Below are 14,469 nucleotides of genomic sequence, written 5' to 3' on the forward strand. Positions count from 1 at the left end.
TGCTACTGTCCCAGTCCCTTGCCCATCCAGTAGCTCTCAGGCGGGCCCAGGTAGCTGTCCTTCACGCCACCCGCGTCCACCACGATCTTCTGGAGAATCACGCCCGGATGGACCATCCAGAACTTCAGCACGTGGTCCCCCGGCGCGTTGATCGTGTGCTTGGTGCGCATGATGTTGACGTTGTCCGAGGTGTGCCTCTCCCAGATCTTGTTGCCATTGCCGTTGAGCTCGACGGCATAGGTCATGTTGACCGGCTGGATCTCGCCATTGTCGATCGACACGGCGTACTGCATCCCCTCCTCCCAGTTCTGGAAGTTGTTCCTGGGCGACACGTACACCCAGACCGTCACCTCGCCGCTGCTGGTGAGGTGCATGTCGTACTCCAGCCGGGGAGAATCGTCACCGGGCTCCTGGGCCTCCGCCGTCACCGGGAACGGCGTCATCCCCGCTCCGGTGCGACCGATGTCCGGAAGCCGCTTCCACCAGATCTCCTCCGTCTGGACCGCGCGGCTGTAGTGATCCGCGAGCATCGACACATAGCCGTTGGCCTCGATGTAGCGGTTGGGCTTCCACTCGATCTTCCGCGGGTCGTCGACGCGAGCCGTGACCACCACCGAGCTTCCATCCGACCCGGTGACCGTGATCGGGATGTCGAGCGGGAACTCCAGCGGCAGCTGCTGCGTCGGATCCGCGGGGTTGGGGTACGTCGTGGGAGCGAGGGTCCAGTCCACCCGCACCGTCGCGCGCACCTCCTTGTCGACGACGCCATGGCTCGGGTAGACGTTCAGCCACGGCGGGCACGGGGCGCCCCCGCCCCAGCCGGCCCAGCCGGCCGGGCACGCGACGGGGAGCGCGGCCTCGATCGTGTACTCGAGCGGCTCGCTGCCGCGGTTGAACACCTCGATGTACTGCTCCGGCTGCGTCTGGTACTGGCTGAACGTCGGCAGCACGGGCAGCTCTTCGCTCGCGTCGCCTGCCCCGCCCGCCGTCCAGTAGTTGCTCGATCCATCGATCGCCACGCCGAGCTCCGCCGCCGCGGGGACGTCGATCGACACGAGCTCAGGCCAGATGAACTCCTGGATGTTGTTGTACTGGTACTCGGCCTGCTGCCAGGACGGGTTGCCAGGCGCGCCGTAGCTGATGTGAGGCTGCGTCTGGAAGCCCTCCCACTTGCCGTCGGCGAGGTCGTGATTGTAGTAGTACGAGAGCGCCAGGTCGTCCTGGAGCCGCGCCTCCGCGATGACCGCCAGGTCGTTGGTCGCCGCTCGCCCCTGCGCCGCGTAGTGCCGGTTCTTGAAGCCCGCCAGGCGCAGCGCATACAGGTTGGCGGTCGCCTTCACCTGGTAGAGCACGAGCTGGAAATAGGCGTCCTGCGCCTCGTGCGGCAGCAGCTGGGCCACGAACTCCGCCTGCGAGGCCAGCGACTCCCACTCGTCCGCGACCTGCTCGAGCTCCTGGTAGTTGGTGAGGCTGAACGGGCTGGCGCTGTCGTTGTACGTGACGGCGGCGGTGTCGGGGTCCGGGACCGTGGTCGTCGGCGCGCTGTGCAGCACGTCGTAATCGACCGTGATCTTCCGGTTCGTCAGCTCCGGCTTGCGATCCGACTGCAGCTGCGAATAGCTGTGCAGGATGTCGGCGATGATGTCCGAGTAGTCCGGGCCGAACTGCTGCTCGCTCCACTGCCGCTTCCACTCGCCGATGCTCTCGACCGGCCAGCGATCCGGGTTCCAGGCGTAGTCGAGGAAGAACTGGAGCGGGAGCTCCTCGTTCTTGAAGTCTCCGACGTTGACCACCCAGAGCCGATCCACGCCGTAGCTGTAGGCGAGGTGGAGCTGCTCCCAGACGTTGGGCAGGAGCGTCGTGTCGACCCACTTGTAGTTGCGGCCGCCGCCGACGTAGTCGAAGTGGTAGTAGAGGCCGTAACCGCCGGCCCGCTGCTCGCCCGGCTTCGGCAGGCGCTTCATGTTGGCCCAGTTGTCGTCGGCCCAGACCACCGTGACGTCATCCGGCACGCGGATGCCCGCGTCCCAGTAGCCCTGGATCTCCTTGTAGAGCGTCCAGACCTGCGGGATGGTCTCCGCGTCCTCGCCGGTCACGGTTTCAAGGATCTCCCGCTGGGCGGCGACGATCGACTCCATCAGCGGGATGCCGTCCTCCGGGGCCAGGCTGACGTCGCCCGGGCCGCGCATGCCGAGCGTCACGACGCCCTCGATCTTCTCGTCGACCATCCGCTGGATGCCCTTGGTCCAGTGCTTCTTCAGCGCCTCGGCGTTGACCGAGAAGCGCCAGTCGCCGGTGCCGCCGTAGGGGTCCGTCTTCGGCGTGACGACGTTGCCGCTCGCGTCCTTCACCTCGGGGACGACGTGGCGATTCCACTCCTCGATGCCCTGCATCATCGGGGCCTCGTGCGAGGTCCCCATCACGATGCCGTAGCGCGTGGCCGTCTTGTGGTTGTCGGGGTCGTCCTCGCCGAACGCCCGGCCCCACACGGCGGGCCAGATGTAGTTCGCCTTCATCCGGAGCGCGGCCTCGAAGACCTTCTCCCAGTAGAAATGGTTGAGCCCACCCGGCTGATTCGGCGCCTTGCCCGGGCCGAACATCTTGGCTGCCCAGTTGCCTGTCGCCGGGTTCTCGTCGTTGATGAAGAAGCCGCGAAACCTCACGGCGGGCTCACCCTGCGTGTGAAGCCCGGGCAGCACGTACAGCGCGTGCTTCCTCTGGGGCGGGACGTCGTCCCACCAGTACAGCGGCGACACGCCGATCTGCGCGGAGAGGTCGTACGCGCCGAAGATGGCGCCGCGCTGATCGCTGCCCGCGATCACGAGCGCCCGCTCCACGCCCTCCACCGGGTCCTCGACGATCTGCGTGACGAAGGTCTCCCACTTCCCGGTCACACCCGAGACGTCGAGCTTCCCCTCCTCCTCCAGCTGATCGATGAGCGGGCTCTTGCCCAGCGTGCCGATCAGGACCACCTCGGTCGCCGACTCCGGGATCTCATCCGGAACGACCGTCGCCGCGGCGCCGGTCACCCGCTGGATGTCCGCCGCCAGGTCGTTCACGACGCGGATCACACCGTCGTAATCGGTGGAGCTGACCACCAGCGGAGCCACCTTGCCGTTCACGGCCAGGGGAAAACGATCCGCTCCACCCTCGCTCGAGACGTACTTGCCCGGGCCGGCCGCACCTGCCGGCAGGTCGGGCTCGTCCGACCCGCCGTTCTCTCCCGGCGGCCCCTGCTCCCCCGGCTCCCCCGGCTCCCCCTGCTCCCCCGGCGGACCTTGCTCGCCCGGCCCGCCGTTCGCGCCGTCCGACCCGCAGCCGGTCAGCGTGGCGAGCGACAGGGGAAGCAACAAGCAGAGTAGCGAGGGTCCGATTCGACCCTCTCTGATGCCCATTCGTGCATAGCTCATAACGGTGTTTTCCTCGTTGATGCGGCTGACCGGTGTGGTCGGCTCGCCCGCGTCCGGCGCCGGCCGTGTCATCCGGCGCTGAGGCAGGCTGCTCGTGTGCAATGACCGATGTCCCTCGAAGGCGTGCGCCTGCAGTGGTCCGGTTCGTGTTGAATCGACGGAGCCGCGGACCCGTCGACCACGGCTGGAAAATTCTTCCAACCATGACGACCTTCGAGCCCGTAAGTAACCAAACGAATCTGATGAAATCTAGGCGTCGTACCTATTCCCATGAAGGGCCGACCTGATCTCACAATCGACGCTATCGGAGGAGGATGTAAGCAACGCAACCCTCATCGCGCTGGCATCATCGACGACGCGTAAGAACGCCCGCCGGGGCGGCAGATCGCCGAGATCTGCGCGGCTCGGCTCGCGGCCGGCACTGCCTGCCTTCCCTGTCTCTCACGTGCTCGCCACTCCCAAGCTCGTGATGCCAGCCACCGCAGGCGGTGGACCGGAGGCGGCCCTTCGAGACGTGGAGAGGTTATCGATGGCTCATCGCTCTTCCGGGAGGGTGAGCGGACCGCACAACGGATCTCCTGTCGTCTGCGGCGGGCGCGGTGATTCGCTCTTGACATCGTCGAATCATTCTGTCGTCCCCTCCCCTCCGCCGCCTGCCCCCGTCCCGGTGCCGCCGCCGGCTGCGCCCGCGCCGCTCGGACCGGAGCCGCCGCCGGGATCGTCCCTGAAGGCGCAGCGAGCGATGGCGAGAGGGCGCTGGGCAGGAACGAGGCAAGGCACACCCCGCTATTACACCCGCTGGCCGGGCACGGGAAGCCGCGCGTGACACGCAGCGGCCCGGTGGCTCCGGCGACGGGCGGCGCGTCGGCGCGGCGGCGCGGTGGCGCGGTGGCGCGGCGGCACGCAGGCCTCTCCGGCCAGGGACTGCCCCGTGATGGAGGCTGGCCCGGCAGCGACGTCTTGCGTTGACGCGCTGCTTCGCTCCCGCCCATACTCCCCAGATGCGGCGTTCCGTGATGCGTACCATACACGGTACGGCTGGGCAGGTCGCTGTCGAGCCCGAGATTCCAGGGGCGACGCGATGACGAAGGGCCCCACGAAGCCGGCCAGAAAGCGCGTGCAGCGCGAGGGCGAGCGGCGCGCGGCCGACCCGGCGAAGAGCCTCGCGCTGCTCTGGGGCTCTCACGGGAAGCCCGGGCGGTCCGGGCTGACGGTGCGCGCCATCGTGTCGGCGGCGATCGAGCTCGCCGACGCGCAGGGGCTGGAGGCCGTCTCCATGCGGCACCTCGCGGACCAGCTGAAGGTCGGGACCATGTCGCTCTACACACATGTTCCCGGCAAGGCCGAGCTGACCGATCTCATGGTCGACACAGTCTTCGGCGACCTCTACGACGATGTCGACGCGCCCTCGCGGCAGCCGGGGGGGTGGCGCGGGTCGCTCGAGACCATCGCCGCGCGCAACTGGGAGCTCTACCAGAAGCACCCATGGCTGCTCGAGCTCGTCAAGGGGCGCCCCGTGATCGGCCCGAACGCCTCGCTCAAGTACGAGGCCGAGCTGCGGCCGCTCGACGGCCTGGGCCTCACCGACGTGGAGATGGATTCGGTGCTCACCCTCCTCCTCACGCACGTCGAGGGCACGGCGCGAGCGCAGGCGAGCGCGAGGCGCACCCGGCAGGAGAGCGGCATGACGGACGTGGAGTGGTGGGTCGCCACCGCCCCGCTGCTCGACAAGGTCATCGACGCGAGGCGGTTCCCCGTGGCGACGCGCGTCGGGCAATCGGCGGGCGAAGCGTACCAGGGGGCGTCGAGCCCGGAGCACGCGTTTCGCTTCGGCGTGGAGCGCATCCTTGATTCCGTCTCGCTCCTGATCTCGGAGCGGCGCGGGCGACAGGGCATGAGCCAGGTGTGAGGGAGAGAGGAGCCATCGAGCGGCATTCGACTCCACGGCTCCACGAACCGCCCCTGATCGGCGGTCTGACGGCCAGCGCGGACCGTCGAGATGGCGAGTCCACGGCAGCTCGATGGCCGAGCCCGCCAGCCGAACAGAACCGCTCCTGAGGCACGGAAACTGCATCGATCATCGTTCAGGAGACGTCCAGTGCGTCCGGCTCGGCCCCGTGGCATGACAGCCGCCGTCGCCGCCGGGCGGCGAGCCGACAAGCCCCCGCAGCACCGACCGCCAAGCGAGCCTCCAGAGGAGCGTCATGCCTGATTCCCTGCCCACGACCGACCGCGCCCACGACGTGCTTCGCCAGGAGTTTCAGAGCCTCGACCCGATCTTCAAGCCGCGGAACGTCGCCGTCATCGGCGCGACCGAGAACAGCGGCGCCGTCGGCCGCACGCTCCTCTGGAACCTGATCAGCAACCCGTTCGGCGGGACGGTCTTTCCCGTGAACCCCAAGCGGTCCAGCGTCCTCGGCATCAAGGCGTACCCGAACATCGCGGCCGTTCCGGCCAAGGTGGATCTGGCGGTCATCGTCACGCCCGCCGCGAGCGTGCCGGGCCTCCTCGGCGAGTGCGTGGACGCCGGCGTCCGCGGCGCCATCATCATCTCCGCCGGCTTCAAGGAGATGGGCCCTCCGGGCGTCCAGCTCGAGCAGCAGATCATGGAGCGCGCCCGCGGCAAGATGCGCATCATCGGGCCCAACTGCCTCGGTGTCATGAACCCGATCGGCGGCCTCAACGCCACGTTCGCGAAGGGGCAGGCGCGGCCCGGCAAGGTGGCGTTCATCAGCCAGTCCGGCGCGCTCTGCACGGCGGTGCTCGACTGGAGCCTCCAGGAGCAGGTCGGCTTCAGCGCGTTCGTCAGCATCGGCTCGATGCTCGATGTCGGCTGGGGCGATCTCATCGATTATCTCGGCAACGACCCCAAGACGAACAGCATCCTCATCTACATGGAGTCGATCGGTGACGCTCGCTCGTTCCTGTCGGCCGCCCGCGAGGTCGCGCTGAACAAGCCGATCATCGTGATCAAGCCCGGCCGCAGCGAGGCGGCGGCGAAGGCGGCCGCGTCGCACACCGGCTCGCTCACCGGCTCGGACGAGGTGCTCGACGCGGCGTTCCGGCGCGTGGGCGTGCTGCGCGTGAACGACATCGCGGACCTGTTCTCGATGGCCGAGACGCTCGCCAAGCAGCCGCGGCCCCGCGGCAACCGCCTCTGCATCGTCACGAACGCCGGCGGCCCGGGCGTCCTGGCGACCGACGCGCTCGTCGCCCACGGCGGCGATCTGGCGCCGATCTCGCCCGAGATCCTGGGCGAGCTGAGCAGCTTCCTCCCCGCCGCCTGGAGCCGCAACAACCCGGTCGACGTGCTCGGCGACGCCGGCGCCGACCGGTACGCCAGGGCCCTGGAGATCTGCGCCAGGGATCCGAACAACGACGGCGTGCTCGTCATCCTCACGCCGCAGGACATGACCGAATCGACCGAGACCGCCGAGGCCCTGCGCAAGCACGCGCACGTCGAGGGCAAGCCGGTCCTGGCCAGCTGGATGGGCGGCGTCGAGGTGGAGGCGGGCAAATCGATCCTGAACCGCGCCGGGGTCCCGACGTTCGAGTACCCCGACATCGCCGCGCGCGCGTTCTGTTCCATGGCCCGCTACGCGTACAACCTGCGCGCCCTGTACGAGACGCCGAGCATGGATGAGCGCGCGCTGAACGTCGATCGCGAGAAGGCCGGGGCGCTCATCGCCGCCGTCCGCGCGTCGGGCCGGACGCTGATGGATGAGTTCGAGTCGAAGCAGCTCATGGCGGCGTACGGCATCCCGACGGTGCAGACGGCCATCGCCCGGAGCGTCGAGGAGGCCTTGGCCACCGCGAGGCAGATGGGGTATCCGGCCGTCCTCAAGCTGTACAGCACGACGATCACGCACAAGACCGACGTGGGCGGCGTGAAGCTCAACCTGCGCGACGACGACGCCGTCCGCCGGGCGTTCGCCGAGATCCACGTGAGCGTCGCGCAGAAGGCCGGCGCGCAGCACTTCCAGGGCGTGACCGTCCAGCCGATGATCGCCCTGAAGGACGCCTACGAGATCATCCTCGGCAGCTCGATCGATCCGCAGTTCGGCCCGGTGCTCCTGTTCGGGGCCGGCGGTCAGCTCGTCGAGGTCTTCAAGGACCGCGCGCTCGGCCTGCCGCCGCTCAACGCGACGCTGGCCCGGCGCATGATGGAGCAGACAAAGATCTACCGCGCCCTCCAGGGCGTGCGCGGCCGCGCGCCGGTGGACCTCGGGGCGCTGGAGCACCTGCTCGTGCGGTTCTCGCAGATGGTGGTCGAGCAGCGATGGATCCGCGAGATCGACATCAACCCGCTGGCCGTGAGCGCCGAGCAGGCGATCGCCCTCGACGCGCGCGTCGTCCTGCACCCGGCGGACACGCCCGAGTCGGCGCTCCCCACGTCGGCGATCCGCGAGTATCCGACGCAGTACGTGACGGAGCTGAAGGGCAAGGACGGGCAGGCGTTCACGATCCGCCCGATCCGCCCCGAGGACGAGCCGCTGATGGTGAAGTTCCACCAGAAGCTCTCCGAGCGCACCGTGCGGCTCCGGTATTTCTACCCCATGCAGCTCGACCTGCGCACCGCGCACGAGCGGCTGACGCGCGTCTGCTTCGCGGACTATGACCGTGAGATGGCGCTCGTCGTCGAGAAGCCGCCCGCGGGCGGCGCCGATCGCGAGATCATCGGCGTCGGCCGGCTGAGCAAGCTGCCGGGCACCAACGACTCCGAGTTCGCCTTGCTGATCAGCGACGAGCACCAGAGACAGGGGCTCGGGTCGCGGCTCCTGAGCCTCCTCGTCCAGATCGCCCGCGACGAGGGGCTCTCCCGCATCAGCGCCGATATCCTGGCCGAGAACACGGAGATGCAGCGCGTGGCGCAGAAGCTCGGTTTCCGGATCACCCGCGATCTGGAGGACTCGACCTCCAGGGCGGAGCTCGTGCTGTAGGGGCGTCCAGGCGATGCGGGGCCGGCGGGGAGGTGGGTTCAAACCCCCCCGGCCGGCGCGCGCTGGCTCCCTCGTCAGTGCGAGCTTCGCTGGACGTCCACCGGAAGTCGCCTGGCGCTGATCATCATCCACGGGTTGTGGAACTCGCACCGATCCTCGCGGGCCACCGCGATGTTCCGGTACCGATCGAGCAGGATCTCCAGGGCGATCTTGGCCTCGAGCCTGGCCAGCGGGGCGCCGAGGCAGAAGTGGATGCTGTGCCCGAAGCTCAGGTGCTGGTTGGGCTTGCGGTGGATATCGAACGTGTCGGGGTCCCGGAAATGGGCGCTGTCCCTGTTGGCCGAGGCGATCCACAGCATGAGCAGCTGATCGGCGGGGATCCGCTGCCCGCCGAGCTCCACCTCTCGCGTTGTCCGCCGGGCGAGCCGCGGGAACGGCGCGCGGTAGCGGAGCACCTCCTCGATGGCCGCCGGGAGCCGCGCCGGGTCGGCCCGGAGCTCCGCCGCGGCGGCGGGGTGCTCGTCGAGGCAGAGGATCGCGTTCCCGAGCAGCGCGGTCGTGGTGATGTGCCCGGCGATGAGCAGCAGGCCGACGAAGCCGACGATCTCCTCGTCTTCCAGGCGGTGCCCCTCGACCTCGGCGCCCACCAGCTGGCCGATGAGGTCGTCCGTGGGGCGCTCGCGGCGCTGCTGGATGTGCGAGAGGAGGTAGCGGTTCATCTCGCCGAGGACCGGCCCGAAGCGGTTCATGGTGGCCTGGTCCGGCAGGGTGCCCGGGCCCTCGCTCTCCCTCGACAGCATCGTGTCCGCCCAGGTCCGGAAGGCGTCCCGGTCTTCGGCCGGGATGCCGAGCAGCTCGGCGATGACGATCACCGGCAGCGGATGGGCCAGGCTCCCGACCAGATCGAAGCGCTCGGCGTCGCCGACGCTGGCGAGCAGCTCGCTCGTGACCGTCGCGATCCGCGGCCCGAGCCCGGACACCACGCGCGGCGTGAACGCCTGGCTGACCAGATCACGGAGCTTCCGGTGCTTCGGCGGGTCCATCCGGGCGAAGTTGCCCCTGGAGAACAGCGCGAAGTCGGCCTGCGGCGGGATGAACCGGGACATGTCCGACGAGAACGTCGCCGGATCGGACAGCACGCGGAGGATCTCCGCGTGGCCGAAGAGCTGCCAGGTGCGCTGCTTCTCGTCGTGAAGAACCGGGCTCACCTCCCGCGCATTGCGCAGCCACGTCAGAAAGGCGTCCAGGGTGGGCTGGCTCGGCTGGGGGGTCACGTCGGTCGTGCTCATATCGGATCACTCCTCGGGGCTCTCCCGCGTTGAGGTGGTGTTGCCTTGTGAGAACTGCACGTAGTGAGCGCGTAGCTGCTCGAATCGGTCGATGATCCCGGGCGCGAGCGCGCGCAGGACGTCGAGGTCGGGGGGATCGGGGGGCTCGAAGGCCCTGCGCACCATCGTGGCGACCATCTCGGCCCTCTCCTCGATCGGCTGCCTCTCCTCGGCCGGCAGCAGCGGATCGAGCAGGTAGAAGCCGAGCACCGCCGCGTTGATCGCATAGAGCTGGGCGCCCAGATCCACGTCGGCGCGCAGCAGGCCGTGCGACCGCAGGAGCCCGCAGTACTCGCGTAGATAAGCGAACTTGTGGGCCTGGAGCGGCCGCGCCGTGCTCTCGCTGACGAGGTTGCCGAGCACCTCGGTGTCACGGGTGAACAGCGCTTGCAGCAGCGGAAACTCCTCCAGCAAGAGGAGCCTCCTCCGCATCACGCGGTGAAGCAGGAGCTCCGCCGGATCCTCGCGCATGGCCGCGGCGAACCTGTCGAACATCCTCAGGGCGTCGCGCGCGAGCACCGCGAGGAAGAGCGCCTCGCGCGTCTTCCAGTGCAGGTAGACCGTCCCCTTGCCGATGTTCGCCCGCCTGGCGACCTCGTCGATGGTGACGCGCTTGTACCCCCAGCGGAGCACAAGCTCCGCCGCTGCATCCAGGATCCGCTCGGCCCGCTGCCGCTGCTTCGAGAAATCTCCGTCGGCCACCAGCGCCCTCCGTTGCTCGAATCATGACCAGATTTTAAAATTGGTCAAACGTCAACAGGTCATACAGCGTAAAGCGTAGGCTCCAGCACCTGACGGTTATATTCCTTTACAAGTATATATCGATCGAGGAATATCATCCGCACGATGCTCGAAACGTTTGCGGCGCTCGCAGATCCGACCCGCTTGCGCATCGTGGAGCTGCTTCGCGCCGGGCCCCGGCCGGTCGGCGAGATCTGCGACCGCCTGCCGCTCGCGCAGCCTCAAGTGTCGAAGCACCTGCGCGTCCTCCGGGACGCCGGGCTCGTCGACGTCCGGCCGCGCGCGCAACAGCGCATCTACGGGCTGCGCGCGGCGCCGCTGCGCGAGCTCAGCGAGTGGCTCGAGCGCTTCCGGGACATCTGGGGCGCGCGCTTCGAGCAGCTCGACGACTTGCTGGCCGAGATCCAGCGCAACGAAGAGAAGAGGTGAAGGTGGATACGACGAATCTGGAAGTCAGGTCGGATCGCGAGATCGTCATCACGCGCACGTTCGCTGCGCCGCGGCGCATCGTGTTCGACGCGATGACGACGCCAGAGCACGTGAAGCGCTGGTACGGCCTCAGGGTCCTCACGATGTCGGTCTGCGAGATCGACCTGCGCGTGGGTGGCCGATGGCGCTACGTCCTGCGCGCGCCCGACGGGAGCGAGCACGGGTTCACGGGCGTGTACCGCGAGATCGTGCGGCCGGAGCGGGTCGTGTGCACCGAGAACTACGAGCCGCTGGGGCCGGGCCACGAGATGCTCGCGACGGCGACGTACGACGAGCACGACGGGAAGACGACGCTGACGAGCAGGATCGTCTACCAGTCCCAGGCCGATCGCGACGCGCACCTGCAGTCGGGCATGGAGGCCGGCATGCGCGAGACGTTCGAGCGCCTCGCCGAGATCCTCCCCGCGCTCTCGTCGAGTTGATGCGCTACGGCGACCGCTTTTCCCCCGAGGCGTCCCCTCGTCCCCAGCCAGCCCATCTGCCTTCACGAAGGGGTCCCGACTGGCAGTAACACCGGCACCGCCTTCAACCACGATGCTGCGCAACGGTGCGCTCGGGTGCGCCAACCGAGCGGCGTCGTGCGGGGCGATCGGCGACGCTGCGCGCAACGAGCCGGCGGCCGAAGTTCGCCCAGGACGGCCGTCAGTTTGGTAGGCTGGCGGAGAACGCGCCGCTGTCCGTCGGCGCTTCGAAGGGCCACGGGGATCATGAACCAGGGCGATGCGAGAACTGGCACCACAGCAGAGGCGGAGCTGGAGAGGCTCCGCCGGCGCAATGCCGAGCTCGAGCAGGAGCTCGCCGAGAAGCAGCGAGTGGAGGTCGCCCTGCGGGAGAGCGAGGCCCGTTACCGGGGCATCGTCGAGGACCAGACCGAGCTCATTTGCCGCTTCCGGATGGATGGCACGCTGACCTTCGTCAACGACGTGTACTGCCGGTACTTCGACAAGACGCGGGAGGAGCTGGTCGGCCATCACTTCACGCCGCTCGTCCCTGACGAGGACCAGCGGCTCCTCGATCAGCAGTTCGCGAAGCTCGGCCCCGGGAACCCGATCGTCCATACCGAGCACCGGGTCGTGCGCCCCGACGGCTCGATCCGCTGGATGCACTGGACCAACCGCGCCCCGCTCGGCGAGGGGGGGACGCACGCCGAGTTCCAGGCGATCGGCGTCGACGTCACCGATCGCCGGGAGGCGGAGGACGAGGTGAAGCGCCTCAACGCCGAGCTCGAGCTGCGCGTGGCGGAGAAGACGATGAGGCTCGAACAGATGGTTCGCGAGCTGTCGGCCCCACTCATGCCGGTGGCGGATCAGGTGATCGCGATGCCGCTGATCGGCTTCCTCGACAGCGCCCGCGCCACGGCGGCGCTCGAGACCCTCCTCCACGGGGTCGTCGCGCACAACGCCACGACGGTGGTCCTCGATATCACCGGCGTGGGGGTCATCGACTCCCAGGTAGCCGAGGCGATGATCCGGCTGGCCAAGGCGGTGAGGCTCCTCGGCGCCCAGGTGGTGCTCACCGGCATCCAGCCGCGGATCGCGCAGACGCTTGTCGCGCAGGGCGTCAGTGTAGGCGACATCGTGACGCTTCGGACCCTGAAGGAGGGGATCGCGTTCGCCCTGCGGCGCGGCCCCGCCGATCGTCGACGGCCGTCCCGCTAGAGCCCCGGAGGGCGCCTCCAGGCGGCCCGGCGCCCAAGCGCCGAGCCCAAGCGCCGAGCCCAAGCGCCGAGCCCAAGCGCCGAGCCCAAGCGCCGAGCCCAAGCGCCGAGCCCAAGCGCCGAGCCCAAGCGCCGAGCCCAAGCGCCGAGGAAGCACGCGCGGCGCCCGGCGCTGCACCTCTCCTCTATCCGGTATCCGGTCTCCCATCCTGCGTGGTATCTTCATCGGTTATGGCGCAAACGCACACGACCGCCCGCTCCGACGTGCACCCCGCTGCTCACGACGCAAGAGCCAGCGACGGCGTCCAGGGGACAGAAGGCGAGTTCGACTCCCGCTACATCAACGAAGACCTCGCCCCCGTGCGCCTGGATCAGCGCAAATGGCGGACGAAGGACATCGCCGCACTGTGGGTAGCCATGTGCGCTTGCACGCCCACGTACATGCTCGCCTCGGGCCTGATCGCCGAGGGCATGAGCTGGGCGCAGGCCGAGCTCACGATACTCCTCGGCAACATCATCGTGCTCCTGCCCATGATCCTCAACGCGCACGCGGGCACGAAGTACGGCATTCCATTTCCCGTCTACTGCCGGAGCGCCTTCGGCGTCCGAGGGGCCAACGTGCCGGCGGTGCTACGAGCCCTCGTGGCCTGCGGCTGGTTCGGGATCGGAACATGGCTCGGCGGGTGGGCCATCTACAAGATCGTCGCGGTCTTCATGCCCTCGATCGAGCAGATGCCGGCGACGCCGCTCGGCATCAACACCCCCCAGCTCGTCTGCTTCCTGCTGTTCTGGGGCATCAACCTCTGGATCATTCACCTCGGCATCGAGTCGATCCGGATCCTGCTCAACATCAAGGCGCCCCTGCTCGTCGGCCTCGGCCTCTTGCTGCTCCTCTGGGCCTACAACCGCGCCGGCGGGTTCGGCCCCATGCTCGAGAAGCCGTCGGCCTTCGCGGCGGGGCAACCCAAGGAGGGCCAGCTCTGGAGCTTCTTCCTCCCTGCGCTGACAGGGATGGTCGGCTTCTGGTCTACCCTGGCGCTCAACATTCCCGACTTCACGCGCTACGCGCACTCCCAGCGCGATCAGGCCCTCGGGCAGGCCATCGGCCTGCCGCCCACCATGGCGTTCTTCTCGTTCATCGGCGTCGCCGTCACCTCCGCCACGGTCGTCATCTACGGCGAGACCCTCTGGGACCCGGTCGTCCTGCTCGCTCGCTTCGAGAGCCCCATCGTCTTGATCGTCTCGCTCGCGGCGCTCAGCATCGCCAACCTGGCGACAAACATCGCCGCGAACGTGGTGAGCCCGGCCAACGACTTCTCGAACCTCTGGCCGTCGCGGATCTCCTTCCGTACCGGCGGCTTCATCACCGGCGTCATCGGGGTCCTGATGCAGCCCTGGCGGCTCGTCAGCGACCCCACGGGGTACATCTTCACCTGGCTCGTCGGCTACTCGGCGCTGCTCGGCCCCGTCGGCGCGATCCTGATCGCAGAGTATTACGTGATCCGGAGGACCCAGCTCGATCTCGTCCAGCTCTACAGGCGGGAGGGGCCCTACTGGTACACGCACGGGTGGAACCCCATCGCGATCGTCGCCCTCGTCGCCGGGATCCTGCCCAACTTGCCTGGCTTCCTCGGCACCATCCACGTCGTGACGGTCCCCGGCGCATGGATGGAGTTCTACCATTACGCGTGGTTCTCGGGCTTTGCGATCTCGTTCGTGGTCTACGTCGCCCTCACGCTGATGCGTCGCCCGGCCAGGCGCGCCGCGGCTTGATCCTCGCTGCCCGACCCGAGGCGCGAGATCTCACCATCCATTGAAACCGGCGGCGAAGGCCGCGCCCCCGGCGCGCGATGCGCACCGTCGAAGAGACGCGCGCTCCCTCACCACGGCGACAAGACGTCTTC

9 protein-coding genes are annotated in these 14,469 nt (G+C 68.5%); 6 read left to right on the forward strand and 3 right to left on the reverse strand.

The window, feature by feature from the left end:
* Positions 1 to 2 precede the first annotated feature (2 nt).
* Positions 3 to 3,353, reverse strand: coding sequence for a glycosyl hydrolase 115 family protein (locus tag WME75_RS21630; protein WP_437493943.1), 3,351 nt, complete (start codon positions 3,351 to 3,353; stop codon positions 3 to 5).
* 1,138 nt (positions 3,354 to 4,491) lie between these two features.
* Here WME75_RS21630 and WME75_RS21635 point away from each other — a divergent pair.
* Positions 4,492 to 5,319, forward strand: coding sequence for a TetR/AcrR family transcriptional regulator (locus WME75_RS21635; RefSeq protein WP_437493945.1), 828 nt, complete (start codon positions 4,492 to 4,494; stop codon positions 5,317 to 5,319).
* 295 nt (positions 5,320 to 5,614) lie between these two features.
* The gene (locus WME75_RS21640) at positions 5,615 to 8,350 is read left to right on the forward strand and encodes a bifunctional acetate--CoA ligase family protein/GNAT family N-acetyltransferase (protein ID WP_437493948.1); all 2,736 of its coding nucleotides are present in this window, start codon (positions 5,615 to 5,617) and stop codon (positions 8,348 to 8,350) included.
* A 74-nt stretch (positions 8,351 to 8,424) separates the two neighbouring features.
* On the opposite strand, the gene WME75_RS21645 is transcribed toward WME75_RS21640, so the two are convergent.
* Both WME75_RS21645 and WME75_RS21650 read right to left on the reverse strand, forming a co-directional pair.
* The gene (locus tag WME75_RS21645; RefSeq protein ID WP_437493951.1) at positions 8,425 to 9,639 is read right to left on the reverse strand and encodes a cytochrome P450; all 1,215 of its coding nucleotides are present in this window, start codon (positions 9,637 to 9,639) and stop codon (positions 8,425 to 8,427) included.
* A 6-nt stretch (positions 9,640 to 9,645) separates the two neighbouring features.
* Complete coding sequence (locus WME75_RS21650; protein ID WP_437493954.1) at positions 9,646 to 10,380, reverse strand: TetR/AcrR family transcriptional regulator; 735 nt, start codon at positions 10,378 to 10,380, stop codon at positions 9,646 to 9,648.
* 144 nt (positions 10,381 to 10,524) lie between these two features.
* Between WME75_RS21650 and WME75_RS21655 the strand changes: the two genes are divergently transcribed.
* The 4 genes from WME75_RS21655 (at position 10,525) to WME75_RS21670 (ending at position 14,338) form a co-directional block, all read left to right on the forward strand.
* Positions 10,525 to 10,848: an ArsR/SmtB family transcription factor gene (locus tag WME75_RS21655; RefSeq protein WP_437493957.1), complete on the forward strand. Its 324-nt coding sequence runs from the start codon at positions 10,525 to 10,527 to the stop codon at positions 10,846 to 10,848.
* 2 nt (positions 10,849 to 10,850) lie between these two features.
* On the forward strand, positions 10,851 to 11,330 hold the full coding sequence (locus WME75_RS21660) for an SRPBCC family protein (protein ID WP_437493959.1): 480 nt from the start codon (positions 10,851 to 10,853) through the stop codon (positions 11,328 to 11,330).
* Positions 11,331 to 11,615: 285 nt separating this feature from the next.
* A complete protein-coding gene (locus WME75_RS21665) occupies positions 11,616 to 12,566 on the forward strand; it encodes a PAS domain S-box protein (RefSeq protein WP_437493962.1) in 951 nt (316 codons plus the stop codon).
* Positions 12,567 to 12,796: 230 nt separating this feature from the next.
* Complete coding sequence (locus WME75_RS21670) at positions 12,797 to 14,338, forward strand: NCS1 family nucleobase:cation symporter-1 (RefSeq protein ID WP_437493965.1); 1,542 nt, start codon at positions 12,797 to 12,799, stop codon at positions 14,336 to 14,338.
* Positions 14,339 to 14,469: the final 131 nt, after the last annotated feature.

The organism is Sorangium sp. So ce1014, assembly GCF_051521505.1.
Lineage (GTDB): Bacteria > Myxococcota_A > Polyangia > Polyangiales > Polyangiaceae > Sorangium.